This is a genomic window from Klebsiella sp. CSG-1 (genome assembly GCF_056521145.1).
In genome coordinates this window covers 456,055-474,045 of sequence record NZ_JBWNLD010000003.1, presented here as the reverse complement: position 1 = coordinate 474,045, position 17,991 = coordinate 456,055, and the positions used below count along the sequence as shown (strand labels likewise).

Annotated in this window: 18 protein-coding genes; 6 read left to right on the top strand and 12 right to left on the bottom strand. The window is 55.8% G+C overall.

Annotated features, from left to right (window positions below):
* The first annotated feature begins 2 nt into the window (after positions 1–2).
* The gene (locus tag AC007G_RS10210) at positions 3–1,166 is read left to right on the top strand and encodes a dihydrodipicolinate synthase family protein (RefSeq protein ID WP_073554431.1); all 1,164 of its coding nucleotides are present in this window, start codon (positions 3–5) and stop codon (positions 1,164–1,166) included.
* A 56-nt stretch (positions 1,167–1,222) separates the two neighbouring features.
* Here AC007G_RS10210 and AC007G_RS10205 read toward each other — a convergent pair whose 3' ends face one another.
* From AC007G_RS10205 to AC007G_RS10185, 5 genes are all read right to left on the bottom strand, one after another.
* Complete coding sequence (locus tag AC007G_RS10205) at positions 1,223–2,056, bottom strand: sugar phosphate isomerase/epimerase family protein (protein WP_032695361.1); 834 nt, start codon at positions 2,054–2,056, stop codon at positions 1,223–1,225.
* Between the two features lie 354 nt (positions 2,057–2,410).
* The gene (locus AC007G_RS10200; RefSeq protein WP_032686818.1) at positions 2,411–2,749 is read right to left on the bottom strand and encodes a DUF1869 domain-containing protein; all 339 of its coding nucleotides are present in this window, start codon (positions 2,747–2,749) and stop codon (positions 2,411–2,413) included.
* Positions 2,750–2,759: 10 nt separating this feature from the next.
* Entirely contained in the window at positions 2,760–3,092 is a 333-nt protein-coding gene (locus tag AC007G_RS10195) for a TehB family protein (RefSeq protein WP_032686817.1), read from the bottom strand.
* A gap of 209 nt (positions 3,093–3,301) precedes the next feature.
* Complete coding sequence (locus tag AC007G_RS10190; protein ID WP_032686816.1) at positions 3,302–5,224, bottom strand: putative bifunctional diguanylate cyclase/phosphodiesterase; 1,923 nt, start codon at positions 5,222–5,224, stop codon at positions 3,302–3,304.
* Positions 5,225–5,234: 10 nt separating this feature from the next.
* Positions 5,235–5,732: a putative pterin-binding protein gene (locus tag AC007G_RS10185; protein WP_004864483.1), complete on the bottom strand. Its 498-nt coding sequence runs from the start codon at positions 5,730–5,732 to the stop codon at positions 5,235–5,237.
* A 291-nt stretch (positions 5,733–6,023) separates the two neighbouring features.
* On the opposite strand from AC007G_RS10185, the gene shiA reads away from it, so the two are divergent.
* Positions 6,024–7,346, top strand: coding sequence for a shikimate transporter (gene shiA, locus AC007G_RS10180; RefSeq protein WP_073554295.1), 1,323 nt, complete (start codon positions 6,024–6,026; stop codon positions 7,344–7,346).
* A 44-nt stretch (positions 7,347–7,390) separates the two neighbouring features.
* Complete coding sequence (locus AC007G_RS10175) at positions 7,391–8,131, top strand: lipoyl protein ligase domain-containing protein (protein WP_142630824.1); 741 nt, start codon at positions 7,391–7,393, stop codon at positions 8,129–8,131.
* On the opposite strand, the gene AC007G_RS10170 is transcribed toward AC007G_RS10175, so the two are convergent.
* The gene (locus tag AC007G_RS10170) at positions 8,124–9,047 is read right to left on the bottom strand and encodes a LysR family transcriptional regulator (RefSeq protein ID WP_047665300.1); all 924 of its coding nucleotides are present in this window, start codon (positions 9,045–9,047) and stop codon (positions 8,124–8,126) included. The two genes, AC007G_RS10175 and AC007G_RS10170, sit on opposite strands and share 8 nt — an antisense overlap.
* 116 nt (positions 9,048–9,163) lie before the next feature.
* Between AC007G_RS10170 and AC007G_RS10165 the strand changes: the two genes are divergently transcribed.
* On the top strand, positions 9,164–9,553 hold the full coding sequence (locus AC007G_RS10165; protein WP_032686811.1) for a tautomerase family protein: 390 nt from the start codon (positions 9,164–9,166) through the stop codon (positions 9,551–9,553).
* A 20-nt stretch (positions 9,554–9,573) separates the two neighbouring features.
* Here the strand turns inward: AC007G_RS10165 and AC007G_RS10160 are convergent, their stop codons facing one another.
* Positions 9,574–10,305, bottom strand: coding sequence for an HPP family protein (locus AC007G_RS10160; RefSeq protein ID WP_032695363.1), 732 nt, complete (start codon positions 10,303–10,305; stop codon positions 9,574–9,576).
* Positions 10,306–10,509: 204 nt separating this feature from the next.
* Here AC007G_RS10160 and AC007G_RS10155 point away from each other — a divergent pair, with 204 nt between their 5' ends.
* Positions 10,510–11,619 (top strand): adenosylhomocysteinase, encoded by a 1,110-nt coding sequence (locus AC007G_RS10155; RefSeq protein ID WP_032686808.1) that lies wholly within the window; start codon positions 10,510–10,512, stop codon positions 11,617–11,619.
* 43 nt (positions 11,620–11,662) lie between these two features.
* On the opposite strand, the gene cobT is transcribed toward AC007G_RS10155, so the two are convergent.
* From cobT to dacD, 5 genes are all read right to left on the bottom strand, one after another.
* Positions 11,663–12,721 carry a nicotinate-nucleotide--dimethylbenzimidazole phosphoribosyltransferase gene (cobT, locus tag AC007G_RS10150; RefSeq protein ID WP_032695365.1) on the bottom strand — a complete coding sequence of 353 codons (1,059 nt, stop codon included), beginning with the start codon at positions 12,719–12,721 and terminating at the stop codon, positions 11,663–11,665.
* A gap of 164 nt (positions 12,722–12,885) precedes the next feature.
* Positions 12,886–13,209 carry a DUF496 family protein gene (locus tag AC007G_RS10145; protein WP_004864499.1) on the bottom strand — a complete coding sequence of 108 codons (324 nt, stop codon included), beginning with the start codon at positions 13,207–13,209 and terminating at the stop codon, positions 12,886–12,888.
* Positions 13,210–13,377: 168 nt separating this feature from the next.
* Positions 13,378–14,436 (bottom strand): FUSC family protein, encoded by a 1,059-nt coding sequence (locus tag AC007G_RS10140; RefSeq protein ID WP_004864501.1) that lies wholly within the window; start codon positions 14,434–14,436, stop codon positions 13,378–13,380.
* Between the two features lie 112 nt (positions 14,437–14,548).
* The gene (gene sbmC, locus AC007G_RS10135) at positions 14,549–15,022 is read right to left on the bottom strand and encodes a DNA gyrase inhibitor SbmC (protein WP_032686806.1); all 474 of its coding nucleotides are present in this window, start codon (positions 15,020–15,022) and stop codon (positions 14,549–14,551) included.
* 147 nt (positions 15,023–15,169) lie between these two features.
* Positions 15,170–16,336, bottom strand: coding sequence for a serine-type D-Ala-D-Ala carboxypeptidase DacD (gene dacD / locus AC007G_RS10130; protein WP_032687308.1), 1,167 nt, complete (start codon positions 16,334–16,336; stop codon positions 15,170–15,172).
* A 180-nt stretch (positions 16,337–16,516) separates the two neighbouring features.
* Between dacD and sbcB the strand changes: the two genes are divergently transcribed.
* Complete coding sequence (gene sbcB, locus AC007G_RS10125; protein WP_046852254.1) at positions 16,517–17,941, top strand: exodeoxyribonuclease I; 1,425 nt, start codon at positions 16,517–16,519, stop codon at positions 17,939–17,941.
* Positions 17,942–17,991: the final 50 nt, after the last annotated feature.

The window sequence follows — 17,991 nt, the reverse complement described above, 5'->3', positions numbered from 1 at the left end:
GTATGCTTAACATTCACCTGCCTACCCTACAAGGGACTATCACCGATTATCAGCTAGTGACCACAGAAGAACGCCCGACGGTTATCACCCCCGCGTTTAACCGTATCGCCTATGCCGCCGCCCACGTGGTGATCGACCCGCAGCATCAGGGGGCGGACTGGCTGAACAATCCGCGCATAGACTGGGATTCGACGCTGGCCTATCGCCACCATCTCTGGCGCCTGGGGTTTAATATTGCCGAAGCAATGGACACCGCGCAGCGCGGGATGGGAGTAAGCTGGGAGATCGCCAAAGAGCTGATTATCCGCTCGCTGCAAGAGGCGCAAACCGTACCCGGTGCCGACCTTGCCGCCGGCGTGGGAACCGATCAGCTGGAGGCGGCCCACGCCACCACGCTGGAACAGGTTATCGCGGCCTATGAAGAGCAGATGGAACTGGTCGAAAAACATAACGGCAAAATCATTTTGATGGCCAGCCGGGCCTTAGCCAAAGTGGCCAAAACGCCGCAGGATTATCTTGCCGTCTATAACCGTCTACTGGAACAGAGCAAGGATAAAATTATTCTCCACTGGCTGGGAGAGATGTTTGACCCGGCGCTAACCGGCTACTGGGGATCGACGGATTTTGCCGCCGCCGCGGATACCGTGCTTGAGATCATCGCCAACAACGTCGATAAAGTGGAAGGCATTAAGATTTCGCTGCTGAGTAAAGAAAAAGAGGTCGCCTTCCGTAAGCGTCTGCCTTCGCAGGTGAAAATGTACACCGGCGACGATTTCAACTATCCCGAACTGATTGCCGGAGAGGATGGCCATTACTCGCATGCGCTGTTAGGTATTTTCGACGCTATCGCCCCGGTTGCCGCCGCGGCGCTCAACGAACTGGCGCAGGGCAATAGCGGGGAATACTATCGTCTGATGAACCCCACTGTCGCCCTGTCGCGGGAAATCTTTAAAGCGCCGACGCAGTATTACAAAGCGGGCATTGTATTTCTGGCGTGGCTCAACGGCCACCAGAGCCATTTCTCGATGGCCGGCGGGATGCAGGCGGCACGCGAGATTAGCCACTATGCCGAGATTTTCCGCCTGGCGGACCAGGCCGGTCTGTTGCAAAATCCGCAGCTGGCTACCCGGCGAATGAAAAATCTGCTGACGGTTTATGGCCTCTGAGTATTATAAGACGAGGCGTTGATTTCCCAGAGTAACCGCTCTGGGAACCCCCTCCCCTAGCCAAATTCGCGGTGGCGTTGCTTGCAGATGGCCAGCACCTCATCCGGATCCCGCTGCCACCAGTTGTTACTGGAGAAGATCTCCACTTCGTGCAGACCGGTGTAGCCCAGCGCCTCGATAGCCTGGCGATGGCTACGGATGTCGATAACTCCGTCCCCCATCATGCCGCGATCCAGCAGCATATCCGTAGTGGGCACTAACCAGTCGCAAATATGAAAAGCCAACAGCCGCTCGACGCCGGCCCGTTCAATCTGCTGCTGAAACTGCGGATCCCACCAGGTGTGATAGAGATCCACGGCGATACCCAGCCCCTCGTCGCCCAATTCGTCGCAAAGATCGTTGGCCTGGGCCAGAGTATTTACGCAGGCGCGCTCGGCGGCGTACATCGGATGCAGGGGCTCGATCGCCAGCGGCATGCCGAGCGGGCGCGCATAGTCCAGCAGCTCGCTCAGGCCATCGCGCACCTGCTGCCTGGCGGCGAGTAAATCTTTCGATCCCGCAGGCAGCCCTCCGACCACCAGCACCAGGCAGGGTGCGCCAAGCTCCAGCGCTTCGTCCACCGCCCGTCGGTTATCCAGCGCTTTTTCCCTGCGTTCCTCCGGGGTGCTACCGGGAAACATCCCGCCGCGGCAATAGCCGCTCAGCAGCAGGTCATGATGGCGGATAAGACGCGCAGACTCTTTTAGCCCCAGCGCCTGCACCTGATCGCGCCATGGCGCAATGCCACGGATCTCATGCCGGGCGCACCCTTCAATGATCTGATCAAGTTTCCATTTCTGCCGCACCGTGGCGGTATTGAGGGATAGTTTACGGCTGTCGGGTTGACTCATCTGTGTGACCTCAGTGTTTTATGCCTGAAAAACGTTAAACCAGATAAATTGAGCATCAACTTTCTCAACAAAGCATTATATAAATTAATATGTTGGGTAAATACGACAACAATCACATAACCAACTAGTTAGTTATATAAACAAACAGAGACGCGCATAAAAACGAGGGAACAGCAGGCGACGGGACCGTACCGGGAACATAAGCCTGTCGTACGAAAATCTATCCGAAGGAGCGTCAGATACGGCTTTTCAGATGACAGAGGTAAGCGCGGAAATGACAAGATCACCCGCTAAGATGGCTGGCCGGTGAAGAAAGCAGACACCCAGGGTGTCTGCCGATGTTTCGCGTGTAAACTACCAGCCGCAGACGTTGGTCTCTTCATCCGATTCATAACCGCGCACGATATTAATCAGATCTTTGACGGCATCGGCAGCCACGCCCGGCGCCTGCAGCTCATTCAGGGAGGCAAACTCTTTATCCACCGATACGCCATTATTATTATTGGTCACCGACAGCGTGAACCCCTTTCCCTGCGTATTGTCAGAGGACAGCGGGGCAACAAGTTCTGCCAGCGCCTGCTCAGCCATGGCAGGAATATATAGTGCCATCGGCTTCAAATAGACTTTCTCTTGCCTGTCATTATTGTTGCCGTTAGCAACAGCCAGGGAATAACCTCTATTTTCGTTATTCATAGGTGCAGCCTTATCCCTCTATCAGAATTTGAGGATCGACATAAAAATCCACATTGAAGACGGTGTCTTCAGTCAATGCTTCAATTCGGTGCCATTTCTCCGGCGGAAATACGCCAAACTGTCCGGCTTCAATCGTCAGCGTTGCCACCGGCTGCGGGCTGGTCTCATCGGCATAGCCGTAATAGCGGATAGCCCCCTGCATCACAGCCAGACGGGGATAGACCCCCTGCCGTGTTCCGGCATCAAGATGCCGCTGCCAGATAGAGGCGGGCGCCGTCTCTTTCGTCCACAGGGGCGTGGTTCGCGTATGAACATAATGGGTGGGAATAATAATTCGCTGCATGATTCGGCCTCGCTTTCCGCACCCTTGCGTGCGGTGGGAACGGTGAAATATGTTGCATATGATATACCCCTTTTAATCACTGAGGGTATTATTTTTAAAGATGATAAGTTTCTACCCCTGTTAATACTCAATAAGGGTTAGTTTTTTTGAAATATAAGAATGGACGGACCTGTGAATCAGATCCGCGATAAGACAGGAGAGGCGATAATTTATTTTGCCGGTGTGTTCAGAGGGCCAGGTTTACCAATTAGATAACCCTGAACCAGATCGCAACCTAATTGTTGCAGCGAATGGAGTTGTTCTTCTGTTTCGACGCCTTCGGCGACAATACGCATATGTAAACTTTTCCCCATGCTGATGATCAGACGCACAATATCGAGATCGTCTTTTTGCAGAGGAATATTAATCACAAACGAGCGATCGATTTTTATCTTATCGAACGGGAAATAGCTCAGCCGCGACAATGACGAGTAGCCGGTACCAAAATCATCAATCGAAATCTGAATCCCGAGCTCACGCAGTTGGCTGAGGATCTCTAAGGAGCGGGTGTTTTCATTGAACACATCCGACTCGGTAATTTCCAGATCCAGACGATGCGGGTCGAGGCCGGTTTTTTTCAATACGCTGACAATCACATCGGTCAACGAACTGTTAATCAACTGAATAGGCGACACGTTTACCGAGACCTTAAGCGGCGATGACCAGCGCGCCGCCTCTTCGCAGGCGGTGCTGAGCACCCACTCGCCGAGGGCGTTTATCATGCCCGTTTTCTCGGCAATCGGAATGAAGGTGCTCGGCGGAACCACGCCGCGCACCGGATGGAACCAGCGCACCAGCGCTTCATAACCGTAAATTTCGCCGCTGACCGTGTCGGCTATCGGTTGGTAATAAACCCGGAATTCACCATTACCGAGCGCCTGCAGCAGGTCATCCTCAAACGATTTATTCTCCTGCAGACGTTGCAGCATGCCGGCACGGAAGACCTTGACGGTACCTGCGCCCTCTTTTTTCGCCTCATACAGCGCCAGATCGGCGCATTTATATAAATAATCGGTGCGCGTTTCGCGATCGGAAAGCACGATGCCGATGCAGGCATCAATGTTGATCATCGAGTCATAGATTTGATAGGGCTGGATGATTTTTTCCCGGATCACCATCGCCCGTTCCAGCGCCATCTCTTCGCTCAGGTCACAGGAGATCAGGGCGAATTCATCGCCTCCCAGACGATAGAGCGTTTCCGCGGTTTTACGGAAAAACGACAGGCGGCTGGCCAGTTCCTGCAGCAGTTTATCGCCGGAATCGTGGCCCAGCGTATCGTTTACATCTTTAAAATTATCGAGGTCGAAAAGCATCACCACGGCACAGCCATCGTAAGGCCTGACCTGATTGACAATTTCCTGCAGCTTTTGCCAGAAGGAGAGCCGGTTAGGCATCCCGGTCAGCGAGTCATGGTAGGCATCGTACTGCAGACGGCGGTTTTGCACCTGCAGTTTCTCTTTTGACAGCTGCAGATCGTCGGCCAGCAGCTTCATTCGCACGTGGGCACGCCGCAGATTGTTATTCTGTCGCAGCATCAACAGCCCCAACGTGATACAGGTTGTAATCAACAGGATGGAGATAATTGAATAGATGTAATACAGATTCTGAATTTTATCGTGCGTATGATTAACAACGTCAATCCCCTGCACCAGCGAGGTGGAGGCAAGCGAGGTCATCGGGCCGTCAATCTCTCTCATCTTGCCTAACACCGCCTTAATCTGAGCAGGTGTCATTTTATCCAGCCCGCTATCGAGCTGCTGCAAAATAGCGATCAAACTATCGACGGTGGCCTGACGCCCGGCATCTTTATGAATAAAATTCTTCAGTTCGCCCTGCTGCAACAGCTCTATCTGGCTCAACATAATATCGAGACGCAGACGTACCTGATCGCGGTCTGCGCTCTCCACGCCAAGTGCGAATGCGCCTAAACTCGACTCCAGCCGCATATACTCGGAAACTATCTGGGCGACTGACCAGGAGTCCGTATAGCGGGTTAATTTCTGTAACTCACTTTGCCGCTCATGCACCAGATACGTAATGTATCCGGTGATGATGAACAGCGACAAAATAATCCCGGTAAGTATTCGATTCAAGATCAAACCCTTACTCAATGATAATTTTTGAGACTTGCCACGCCGAACGGGAATAATAAACCTGGTTTTGCAGTTCAGGGCTGCTATCGTACGGATAAACAATAAATAAAGGGCCTTTATCGCGGATGTGCATATATTCGCCATTTAATTTTAGCGCGAGGATAACAGGGAACTGGCGAAAATCATCGAGCGGGACCATCGTCGTATAGTCGTTTAAGGCAATGACCTTGGCCGTCTTGCCCCTGGCACCGACTAAATCCATGAGTTTGCTAAGGGAAACGCCCTCAAAACGCACTTTTCCTGAGTACCAGGGCGTGGTGGTGACAATCGTCTCCATCCCCAGTTTTTCTAATGCCGCCAGGTCAAAAACCGCGGTATCGCCTGCATTTGTATTTCCAATCAAGCCGGAAATGGTTAAAACGGGCTTCCCCGTAGGGGCAGGCAGTTTTTCTGCAAAAGCATTAGGCAAAACCATAACACAAAATAAAACTGCGAAAAGTAGACGCATTTAGCTCACCATTCCGGAATTGGAGATAAGTTAATTGTAAACCATTAAGGTCAATTCTTAAAAGACGTCAGCAGCGGGTTGTGAGGTTCTCGATTAAAAATATTTTCTCTTTCCAGAACACTCTGAACCTTTGTTTACACCTGACGATAAAAAGCACATTTTTTGCCATTAAGGCAGCACTTTCGGTAAAAATCTTTTCTCTCATCCTGGAGCGCGGTAGTCTTTGTACTGACGCCGCTAAGACTGCGTCTCATTCCAATAATGATAAACACGGCAACAGACAGGACAGGTATGGACTCAACGCTTATTTCCTCCCGCCCCGGCAAGGAGACATGTTCACTCAATCGCGCCAGAAGAGCGGCCTGGGGCAGCTTTGCCGGCGCCGTGGTTGACTGGTACGATTTTTTACTCTACGGCATCACCGCCGCGCTGGTGTTTAACCGCGAATTTTTCCCGCAGATTAGCCCGGCAATGGGCACGCTGGCCGCCTTTGCCACTTTCGGCGTCGGCTTTCTGTTTCGTCCCCTCGGCGGCATTATCTTCGGTCATTTCGGCGATCGCCTTGGCCGCAAACGGATGCTGATGATGACCGTCTGGATGATGGGAATTGCGACCGCCTGCATTGGTCTGCTCCCTTCCTTCAACCAAATCGGCTGGTGGGCCCCCGTGCTGCTCGTCACCCTACGCGCTATTCAGGGCTTCGCCGTCGGCGGAGAATGGGGCGGTGCGGCGCTGCTGGCTGTAGAAAGTGCGCCCAAAAATAAAAAAGCCTTCTACAGCAGCGGGGTTCAGGTGGGCTACGGCGTTGGCCTGCTGCTTTCCACCGGCCTGGTCTCGCTGATCAGCGCGAACACCACCAACGAGCAGTTTCTCAGCTGGGGCTGGCGCCTGCCGTTCTTGTTCAGCGTGGTGCTGGTGTTAGTCGCGCTGTGGATCCGCAACGGCATGGCCGAATCTGCCGAGTTTGAACATCAGCAGCAGGAAGCGCAGCTAAAGACGGCCAAAAAGCGCCTGCCGGTCGTCGAGGCCCTGCTCCGTCACCCCGGCGCGTTTTTACTGATTATCGCCCTGCGTCTGTGCGAACTGCTGACCATGTATATTGTCACCGCCTTCGCCCTGAATTACTCAACGCAGAACCTCGGCCTGCCGCGTGAACTGTTCCTTAATATTGGTCTGCTGGTCGGCGGAATCAGCTGTCTGACAATCCCCTGCTTCGCCTGGCTTGCGGATCGCTTCGGCCGCCGGCGGATCTACATTACCGGTGCGCTCATCGGCACGTTCAGCGCGTTCCCGTTCTTTATGGCGCTGGAAAGCCAGTCGTACTTCTGGATCCTCTTTTTTGCCCTGATGCTGGCCAATATCGCCCATGATATGGTGGTTTGTGTTCAGCAACCGATGTTCACCGAGATGTTTGGCGCCAGCTATCGTTACAGCGGGGCCGGCGTCGGATATCAGGTCGCCAGCGTCATTGGCGGCGGCTTTACGCCATTTATTGCCGCGGCATTGGTCACCTTCTCCGGTGGCTCCTGGCACAGCGTGGCGGTTTACCTGACCGGCGGCTGTCTGCTCTCTGCCCTCACCGCCATGTTGATGAAAAAGAACCCTCACCCCTGATTGCACGGTGCGCGGCGGGAAACCGCCGTGAACATGGAGACCTTATGACTCAGGACAACCGCCCGGCCTGCTGGCCCGCACAGTTTCATCCCCAACCGCTACCGCTGCTCTATTGCCCTGATCCGACGCTGGCTGAGCAGCCGCTGTTTGAGCAAGCTCGCCGAGGCGAAGCGGCGGCGCAACTCTGGCAGGCTCCACAAGGACTGGTGGTGCCTGGCAGCTATCGTCAATTCAGTGAACTCAGTGCCGTCAGCGAGCTTTTTTCCCGCCGCGGCTGGCCGGTGTGGCTTCGCCGCTCCGGCGGTGGCCTGGTCCCACAGGGCCCCGGGATTATCAATCTCAGCCTCGCCTGGCCGGTCACGCAACCGCTGGGCGAAGCGGCAGAACCTATCTATCTGCAGCTCTGCGGGCTACTTCAGCGCACGCTGGCGACGTTTGGCGTCGGGAGTCATTATCAGGCGGTGACGGGGTCATTTTGCGACGGCCGCTACAACCTGGCCTGCGGCGAGGGCGATCATGCCCGCAAAATTGTCGGTACTGCCCAGTACTGGCGACCGCTGGCCGAGGATCGAGGACATGTGGTCCTTGCTCATGCGGTGATTTTAGTGGATACCGATCTGATCGGCGCACATCAGGCCGCGAACGATTTTGAAGCCCGCCTCAACAGTGGCCGGGTCTATCGTACTGATAAGACCGTGACGCTGGCGCAGCTGCTGCCCGGCGAAACAGACTTACTTCCCCGCTTTCACCAGGCGTTGACGGAACAGCTGGCGCTTTTCAGCTGAAGGTATGCTTCAAATAGTGGCTGAATGTCTCTACCGCACGTGACACGCGCGGTGCATAGGGCCGAATGACGTACAGCTGTGGCGCGAAAACCTCAACCGGCCGCCAGCCTGGAAGCAACTCCTGCACCAGCCCGCGGCCGATGGCCTCCCGGGCGCTGAAATCAGGCAGCAGCGCAATACCCAGCCCTGCCAGCACCGCATCACGTAGCGATTCGCTGTTGTTGGTGGCGAAGGGGCCATGAACCTTGACACTCACCCGTTCGGCCGGTTGCTCGCGGGACTCAAACGTCCACTGCGGGCTTTGCGCCCCGCGCGGATAGGTCAGACACTGATGATGGCGCAACGTCTCCGGGGAGTCCGGACGACCAAAACGGCGGATATACTCTGCCGAGGCGACGATCAGCGTCGCCGTACTGCACAGCGGCCAGGCCACGTGGGTCTCCGGCAATGCTTCGCGGCGGCAGTGACGAATCGCCACGTCAAATCCCTCGCTGGCCAGCGATACCAGCCGGTCGGTCACCTCCAGCTGCAGTTGAAGCTGCGGATGCTGGTGCAAAAATGGCGTAATCGCCGGGACCAGCTGTTGACGGGAAAAGGCGACCGGCGCCGTGACCCGTAGCGTTCCCCGCAGCGGTCCGCCTTCATCACAGGTACCGGCGAAAATATCGCGCAGCTGCCCGAAAGGTTCGTTCAGCTCCGCCACCAGCCGCAGGCCATCCTCGCTGAGCGTCACATTCCGCGTGGTGCGATGCACCAGCTTTTTGCCGGTGATCCGTTCCAGCTCGCTAATTTTCTGACTGATCGCCGACTTGCTGACCGCCAGTTTTTCCGCCGCGCGGGTATAGCTTTTTTGCTCTTCCAGCACCGTCAGCCAGTACAGATGGGTCCAGTAACTCTCCGGGCGAATCTCACTCATCTCGATTGTTCACCTGTATAAACAATGAATTCCACTATAGCGGTTTTTGCCCGGCAGAACATGGGTTAGCATCGCGGAAGTCAGCTTATCCACCCCGGAAGTAAGGAGTACCTGCCATGCCGTTACTGATATTTGATGTGATTGAAGGTCGTAGCGAACGCGAACTTACCACCCTGCTGGATGCCGCACATCGCGCGGTTATTCATGCGTTTAAGGTGCCGGAGCGCGATCGCTACCAGATTGTTCACGAAAACAAAGCTCACCATATGGTGATTGAGGATACCGGACTGGGATTCACGCGCAGCAACAAGCTGCTGGTCGTGCGGGTATACACCAGCCCGCGTAGCGAAGAACAAAAGCAGCTCTTCTACGCCACCCTGCTCGCTGAGCTGCAGGAACATTGCGGACTGAGCGCTGATGACCTGATGATTTCCGTGATCGGTAACCAGAAAGGCGACTGGAGTTTTGGCCGCGGCGTCGCCCAATATATGACCGGAGAGCTTTAACCTTCCCGGGCCCCGTGCCGTTATGCCTGCGGCGCGGCGGCCATCCGCATCCGTGCCTTTTGCTCGATATTTTCCAGCAGTTCCTGCACGTCATCCTCATCAATATCAAGGAACTGACCGTCGAGTAACGCGGCATGAATATCTTCACGAGTCACCGGTAGCCCCAGCGGCACCACTTTGGGCTTAACCTCTTCAGCCGCCAAAGAGTGGGGATAGCGGCGGCCGACCAGGTTGTTGAAGATGATTGCCAGTAGCGCCAGCATCGCTGAATTTAGCAGTACCGGCGTCAGCACGAAGTGGTATCCCGCGCTGTGAACCCCCGCTCCGCCGAGGATCGCCGTCAGCGCAACGGCGCCGCCGGGCGGATGCAGACAGCGCAGAAAATACATGGCGGCGATGGCCAGTCCGGCTGCCAGACCGCAGGCCAGGGCAAGCTGAGGCACCCACATCCCGACGGTAACACCGATCAACGCCGAAACCACGTTGCCCCCGACGATTGACCACGGCTGCGCCAGCGGACTGCTTGGCACGCCGAACAGCAGCACCGCAGAAGCTCCCATCGGCGCAATAAACCACAGATTCATCTCACCCAGCAGCCAGTGACTGAACATGCTGGTGACGGCCAGCCCCGTACCGGCACCTATCGAGCCGAGGAGGATATGTTTTCTGGCAACGGGCAGAGCATGCGGCTTTAATCGCCCAAGAAAAATGCGGACCCGCGAAAACAGTGCGGTCGGTAAAACGCTTAACATCGAATGACTCACTCACGTCATATAAATTACTTATATTTTATTTTCATTTTTTAACCATATTTTAACAACCATATCTTTCGCAGGGCTACTTCCCCCCCCACTGAATTTAGCGATACGCCGCCGTTATGCGATCCCGGAACACTACGTTAGAATCATTTCCCCACCGGGATTTAACCCACTCTATGGATTGAAGGTCACAATACAGTGAATAATAAGACAAATTTAGTGAAAGACGTGGCATGGGCCAGCCAGAATATGCCGCGCACGCTGCGTCAGGTCGCCGCCCTTCCCGATCTGAGCCATGTCCGACTGGCCTGCTGCATGCATCTGGATATGAAAATGATCCCGCTGGTGCAGGGGATACTGGAGAAAGGGGCGCAAGTCTTTCTGACCACCTGTAACCCCACCACCGTTCAGGACGACGTTGTCGCCTGGCTGGTAGAGCGCGGCGCACAAGCCTGCGCCTGGCGCGACATGAGCGATGCCGACTGGCAGCACTCCTGGGAAAAAGCGATCGCCTGGGGCCCGACCCATCTGTGTGAAATGGGCGCCGATATCACCACTCTGCTGCACCAGCGCGGCGAATTTGGCAACATCGTCGCCGGTCTGGAAGCAACCGGCTCCGGCGTCAGCCGCCTGGGCGATATTCGTCCCGGCTACCCTATCTTTAACTGGGACGATCTCCCGGTTAAAGAGGGACTGCATAACCGCCATATGGTGGGTCTTACGGCCTGGCATACCTTCTTCCAGACGACTCATCTGACGCTGCATGAGAAGAAAGTGCTGGTCATTGGCTACGGTCTGGTGGGACAAGGCGTTGCCGCGGCAGCAAAAGCCTTTGGCGGACAGGTGATGGTGGCAGAGATCGATCCCGCCCGTCGCCTGCAGGCGGCCTATGATGGCTGGCATGTTGTTGATTTACAGGATGCCATCGCCTCGGCAGATGTGGTCGCCACGGCAACCGGTGCGAAGAAAGTGGTCAATAGCACGGCGCTGGATAACGCCAAAGATGGCGTATTTATTCTCAATGTCGGCCACGTTGCGGAAGAGATTGACTGCGGCTACCTGCGTCAGTTCAGCCACGATGAGGTGATGCCGTATATTAATGCGTACCGGATGGGCGATAAAACCGTCTACCTGATGGCCAACGGCTCAATGCTGAATCTGACCGCGGGATTTGGTGACAGCCTCAACGCCTTTGACGTGACTCTGGCCGTCATGGCCAGCGGGATTCATCACATCGTAACGGACGGCATGAACGCGGAAGCGAATGTCTATCTGCTGCCGCAAAGCGTATGGCAAAACGCGCTGTAAATCCGCAAAGATTCAGGGCGACGGCCGTCGCCCTGAGACCGGCTTAGCGGCTTTCCGGCAGGACGATATTACTCTCCGCCAGCGTCCCCATTTCGTTAAATACCGTGCACGCCGCCTGCACAAGATGCATCGCCAGCGCGGCGCCGCTCCCCTCTCCCAGCCGCATATCCATATCCAGATAGGGCTTCAGCTGCAGATGTTCCAGCGCAATACGCGCCCCTTTTTCCGCCGACAGATGTGAAGGGATCAGATATGAATGCACGCCAGGAGCCAGACGACAGGCTGCCAGGGCGGAGGCATAGGAGAGGAAACCGTCCAGCACAACCGGCAGTCCGCAGGAGGCGGCGCCCAGCATCACGCCAGTCATCCCCACCAAATCAAATCCGCCGACTTTCGCCAGCACGTCCAGGCCATCGTCTGCCTGCGGCTGATTCACAGCAATTGCCCGACGGACGACATCGGCTTTGTGTCCCAGCTGCGATACCGGCAGGTTAGCGCCGATGCCCACCACATCCTGCGCATCGTTACCGGTAAGCACGCTGACGACCGCCGCCGCAGGCGTGGTGTTCGCCATCCCCAGTTCACCAACGCCGAACACGCGTACGCCCTGCGCCGCCAGTTCTCGCGTATAGCGAATGCTGGCCAGCAGCAGCGCCGTTGCCTGTTCCCGGCTCATTGCCGCCGTCCGGGCAATATTGCCGCTGCCGCGCGCCACTTTCATATCCACCAGACCAGGGATCGGATCCGCGTCGATACCGGCATCGACCACATGCACCTGCGCGCCCGCCTGGGCCGCCAGTACGCAGACGCCGGTATTTTTGCGGGTCATGTTTATCGCCTGAATCGCCGTGACGGCCTGCGGCGAGATCGCCACCCCTTCGTGCCAGACGCCGTGATCGGCGCACATCACCACAATGGCTTTTTCCGCCAGCTGCAGCTGTCCCCGCAGCCCCGGCATTCCGGCCAGCTGGACTGCCAGCGCCTCCAGTCGCCCCAGGCTGCCCGGTGGTTTTAATAAACCATCCAGATGTTGTTGCGCCTGAGCCATCGCCGCGCGGTCCGGCAGCGGAATGTCGGCGATCAAGGCCGAAAGATTGTCCATCATGTTCCTCGTAGCACTTTCAGGTGATTTGCCATAGCCCGTTGTGAACGCGGTCGCGCATGAAAACTGGCGTGACGCCGCGGTTCGCCGCCGGGAGAAGGAGATAAATCAGAGAGGGGATAATTCCCGACGGCGAGAGCCGCCGCCGGGCAGGTACGATGCGATTACTCTTCGACCTTCGCTTCGCCCATGACTTTCAGCTTTTTGGAAATGTCACGACGTTCTTTCGACAGTTCGGCATTTTTGATGATGTAGTCATCAACACGATCTTCGTAATCGCTTTTCATGCTGGCGATGATGCCCTGAATAGCTTCAACGCTCATGCCCGGTTTGATGTAGTCACTGAGGTTGTCCAGCAGCAGTACGCGCTTCTGGTTATCACGGATCTTTTTCTCAACGTCCTGAATTTCACGCTGCAATTTGTTCTTACGACGATACAGACGAACAAACTCCAGTACGTCCTGGAAAGAAGGCTTAGTTGTTTCCATTTTTACACCCCTAATATTTGAGATTCGGATTCGCTAAAGCGACTGCTATATAGGGCTAACATAACTGTTAGCAGCCGCGGATGACAATGTTTTTTCCTTTACGTTTATCATAACCCTAAATGCTGCTGAATCGAAGCAACCTGTGGGCAAATTGCGCGCATCTGGTTTTTATTTACGCAAAGCCCGGCAGATTAAATTCGACAACAGTTCAAGCTGGCGCGCCAGTTCTATCGTCAGCCAGACGTAGCCGTGGATCGGGGTTTCCGCCAGGCTATCTCCCTGGTGCTCTTTCATGAGTTCGCGCAGTTCGGCGACGATATCATTGAGTTTTTCCGTGTTGGCGCGAATCGGCTGTGGATTACCTTCATACAGCGCATGCGCAATCGTCAGCAGCGTTTGCTGGGTCATCTGCTGGGTCTCACGCAGCGTGTGGGCGTTCAGCATCACAAAATGACCGGGACGCGAGCTCCAGTATGCATTGATCTGCAGTTCCAGCATGCAGACCAGGTTACGACTCACGGTTTGAATGGCTTCAAAAATGGCTTTCTGGATATGGGTTTCTTTACTCGCCGGGGTAATCAGCCCGCGCATCTTCACCACATCGTTAAGCACTTTTTGCAGATGTTTTTCCAGCCGCGGTCTTTCCACCAGATTAGGGGAGAACCCGGCCTGATAAAGCCGGTTGAAGGCGGTGACGTAATTTGCCATCTGGATTCGCCAGTGCAAGAACGCCCGCTGCGGCCAGATGCCGGTGAACAGCATGGCCAGCAGAGAACCAAAGATAACATCGCCGCTTCGCCATAGCGCGGTGTGCATATCGCCAGGCGGCGCGCCCACCACCACCGCCAGCGTAATGCCGATGAGCAGCGCCTGGTACGGTTTTTTCCCTAACGCCAGCCAGCCGCAGAGGAACATCGCCACCGCGCACCACAGCACCATGACGGGTAAGGAGATAAGCTCAAGCTTTAACGCCACCAGCCCGAGTGCCGAGCCGAGGATAGTGCCGCCGATACGCTCGAAGGCGCGCGGCACCACGTTGCCCCAGAACGAAATCGGCCCCATCACCACCACCAGGGTGATCAGAGGCCACGTCCCTTCCGGTACATTCAACAAACGAACCAGTAAAAAAGTGAGGACAAAGGCCAAAGCAATTCGAATACCATGCACCACGCGATAGTGGCGATACAGACGGATTTCGAAAGGCTTAAGTGATTTATCAGCGCGCACAGACCTCTCCAGCAAGCAAACGGCGGCAGGAAGCAAAGGCCAATTGTAACTGCTTTTTCAATGTAAGCAGTACGCTAATGTAAAAAACCTTGTCCACTGCGGGGGTAAACGCTTATTTCACCACCCGTTCGACCGCGACATACATTTCGATGTCCCAGTAACCGTCCTGATTACCGTCGTTGAGATAGACCTCAAAACAGGGTTTTTCCGCCAGCTGATACTCTTTGCTCTGCATCAGGCTATTGAAGAACGCCAGCCACGGCGTCGAGAAGTCGTGATTCTCCACCCGCGCGCTGGCGACTGCATACTCTCCCCCGGCAATCTCAGTGAGAATGACCCCTTCGCTGTTGGGTGGAATGACGAAATCGTCTGCCACGGTGACCACCGTATCGCAGCGCAGCTTCTCCGCTGGAACCCGATCGGGATTGTCATAGTAAACGGCTACCCACTCCTGTGCCGGAATCTGACGGCCGCTGACCCATGCCATGAGCTGCTCAAACCCCTGTTTAACGGTCTGATCCCAGGGTCCCACCATATGAAAACCGGCAATGGTACGTTTGCCGACGGACTTCACGCTGTAGTTCATATTGCCTCCACCAGTGATAACAACTGTATAAATGTACATATACTGTAGCCAGGTGATGCACATCAGTATGTGCGCTGATTCACAGAGTGGCCAATGGAGGGGAGCGAAAAATGAGCCAAAAAAAACGCCCCGTGCGGGGCGTGGCGGTTAAAGCACGTGATGCAGATAATCGCTCATCCGCGAGAACACCCCGCCCTTGCCGACGCTTTCCAGCGTCACCAGCGGCCAGTGCGCGACCACTTTGTCGCCGTCATAGAGTGAGATTTCCCCGACCCGTTGATTTGCGGCAATGGGCGCCTCGAGATCTTTTTTGTCCAGCACGTACCTGGCTTTAATACGCGGCACTTCCGACTTCGGCAGCGCCAGCCAGAAATCCTGATCGGTGCCCAGCTGGATTTGTTCTTTATCACCGTACCAGATACGTTCGCTGCCGACCTTTTTGCCCTTTTGCAGCACCTGAACGGTGTCGAAATTTTGCTGACCCCAGTGCAGTAGTTTTGCCGCCTGCTGTTCGCGCCCTTTCGGGCTATCGGCGCCCATCACTACGGCAATCAGGCGCCGCTGGCCGTCCACCGCGGAGGCAATCAGGTTAAAGCCGGCGCCGGAGGTATGCCCGGTCTTTAATCCATCAACATTCATGGTCTTATCCCACAGCAGCCCGTTGCGGTTTTGCTGGGTAATCCCGTTCCACGTCAGACTTTTTTGGCTGTACATGTGATAAACGTCAGGCTCGCCGTGAATGATAGCCCGCGACAGCACCGCAAGATCGTACGCCGAGCTGTGTTGGCCCGGCGCATCCAGGCCATGCACGGTTTCAAAGTGGGTATCCTGCAGATGCAGTTTTTTTACGTACTCATTCATCATCGCCACGAACTGCGGCTGGCCGCCCGCGACATAATCAGCCAGCGCCACGCAGGCATCATTGCCGGAGTCGACGATGAGGCCGCGGCTTAAATCACGTACGCTGACCCGATCGCCGGCCTTAAGGAACATCAGCGACGAGCCGTCGAAGACAGGGTTGCCTTTCGCCCAGGCGTCGCGGCCGACGGTCACCATATCGTCAAAGGAGATGCGATGGCTGTCGATGGCGCGATCGACGACGTATCCGGTCATGAGTTTGGTCAGGCTGGCAGGGTTGCGCTGCTGGTGTTCATTACCCGCAGTCAGGATCTGCCCGGTCGTGTAATCCATCAGTACCCAGGAGCCCGCCTGAATGGACGGTGGCGGCACGGTGACGGGGAAATCATTGGCAGCAAATGCGCAAGAAACGCTCGAAGCGAGCAAAGTTACAGCAATAAAAAAACGGCCTTTCAACGGCATATCCTCTAAATTGACAGATTCGCCGTCCTTTTTACGGAAGTTCTCCTTTCAAATCAGGGTTTAATTGCAAGAAAATATGACACGGCGGAAGCGCCGCGCAGCCAACGCCCTTCTGATGCCCAGGTAAATCGTTTACCATAACGGGTGCCAGCCACCATGGAAAATGAACAGATTATGCAAGATAGCGCCAACCAGCCCGGATTTTTATTCCACGATTACGAAACCTTCGGCACCCACCCTGCGCTCGATCGACCGGCCCAGTTCGCCGCCATTCGTACCGATGCCGAACTGAATATCATCGGTGAGCCGGAGGTTTTCTACTGCAAACTGGCCGACGACTATCTGCCGCAGCCGCAGGCGGTAATGATAACCGGGATCACTCCGCAGGAAGCGAACGCCAAAGGCGACAATGAAGCCGCCTTTGCCCGCCGGATTCACGATCTGTTCACGGTGCCGAAAACCTGCATCGTCGGCTATAACAATGTGCGCTTCGATGATGAGGTCAGCCGTAATATTTTCTATCGTAACTTTTACGATCCCTACGCCTGGAGCTGGCAGCACGACAACTCGCGCTGGGATCTGCTGGATGTGATGCGCGCCTGCTATGCCCTGCGCCCGGAAGGGATCAACTGGCCGGAGAACGACGAGGGTCTGCCGAGTTTTCGCCTTGAGCATCTGACCGTCGCTAACGACATTGAACACAGCAACGCCCACGACGCGATGGCCGACGTTTATGCCACCATCGCCATGGCAAAACTGGTCAAAGCCCGGCAACCGCGTCTGTTTGACTATCTCTACAGTTATCGGAACAAGCGCAAGCTGGCGACGCTGATCGACGTTGCGCACATGAAGCCGCTGGTCCATGTCTCCGGCATGTTCGGCGCGGCGCGCGGCAACACCAGCCTGGTGGCACCGCTGGCCTGGCATCCGGATAACCGCAATGCGGTGATCATGGTCGATCTGGCTGGCGACATGACGCCGCTGCTGGAACTGGATGCCGATACCCTGCGCGAGCGGCTGTACACGCCAAAAGCCGATTTGGGCGAGCTGGCGGCGGTGCCGGTTAAGCTGGTTCATCTCAATAAATGCCCGGTACTGGCCCAGGATAATACGCTACGCCCGCAGGATGCCGACCGTCTGGGGATTAACCGCCAGCGCTGTCTGGATAACCTGCAGCTGTTGCGCAGTCATCCGCAGGTGCGGGAAAACGTGGTGGCTATTTTCGCTGAAGCGGAGCCGTTTGTTCCCTCCGACAACGTCGATACTCAGCTTTATAACGGCTTTTTCAGCGATGCCGACCGCGCGGCGATGAAAATTGTGCTGGAAACCGAGCCGCGTAACCTGCCGGCGCTGGATATTACTTTTGCCGACCAACGGATAGAGCGTCTGCTGTTTAACTACCGCGCCCGTAACTTCCCCGGCAGCCTTGACGAGGCCGAGCAGCAGCGCTGGTTAGAGCATCGTCGCGAGGTGTTTACGCCGGCGTTTTTGCAGGCCTATGCCGATGAGCTGCAGATGCTGTATCAACAGCATCAACAGGACAGTGAAAAGCTCGGGCAGTTGAAGGCGCTGTGGCAGTACGCGCAGGAGATTGTCTAAGTTGCGGGAGTGCCCGGAGGCGGCGCTTGCTGCGCCTTGTCCGGGCGATA

Coding starts and splice junctions, on each gene's coding strand:
- AC007G_RS10210 (WP_073554431.1), top strand. CDS start 3: ATGCTTAACATTCACCTGCCTACCCTACAAGGGACTATCACCGATTAT.
- AC007G_RS10205 (WP_032695361.1), bottom strand. CDS start 2,056: ATGAGTCAACCCGACAGCCGTAAACTATCCCTCAATACCGCCACGGTG.
- AC007G_RS10200 (WP_032686818.1), bottom strand. CDS start 2,749: ATGAATAACGAAAATAGAGGTTATTCCCTGGCTGTTGCTAACGGCAAC.
- AC007G_RS10195 (WP_032686817.1), bottom strand. CDS start 3,092: ATGCAGCGAATTATTATTCCCACCCATTATGTTCATACGCGAACCACG.
- AC007G_RS10185 (WP_004864483.1), bottom strand. CDS start 5,732: ATGCGTCTACTTTTCGCAGTTTTATTTTGTGTTATGGTTTTGCCTAAT.
- shiA (WP_073554295.1), top strand. CDS start 6,024: ATGGACTCAACGCTTATTTCCTCCCGCCCCGGCAAGGAGACATGTTCA.
- AC007G_RS10175 (WP_142630824.1), top strand. CDS start 7,391: ATGACTCAGGACAACCGCCCGGCCTGCTGGCCCGCACAGTTTCATCCC.
- AC007G_RS10170 (WP_047665300.1), bottom strand. CDS start 9,047: ATGAGTGAGATTCGCCCGGAGAGTTACTGGACCCATCTGTACTGGCTG.
- AC007G_RS10165 (WP_032686811.1), top strand. CDS start 9,164: ATGCCGTTACTGATATTTGATGTGATTGAAGGTCGTAGCGAACGCGAA.
- AC007G_RS10160 (WP_032695363.1), bottom strand. CDS start 10,305: ATGTTAAGCGTTTTACCGACCGCACTGTTTTCGCGGGTCCGCATTTTT.
- cobT (WP_032695365.1), bottom strand. CDS start 12,721: ATGGACAATCTTTCGGCCTTGATCGCCGACATTCCGCTGCCGGACCGC.
- AC007G_RS10145 (WP_004864499.1), bottom strand. CDS start 13,209: ATGGAAACAACTAAGCCTTCTTTCCAGGACGTACTGGAGTTTGTTCGT.
- sbmC (WP_032686806.1), bottom strand. CDS start 15,022: ATGAACTACAGCGTGAAGTCCGTCGGCAAACGTACCATTGCCGGTTTT.
- sbcB (WP_046852254.1), top strand. CDS start 16,517: ATGCAAGATAGCGCCAACCAGCCCGGATTTTTATTCCACGATTACGAA.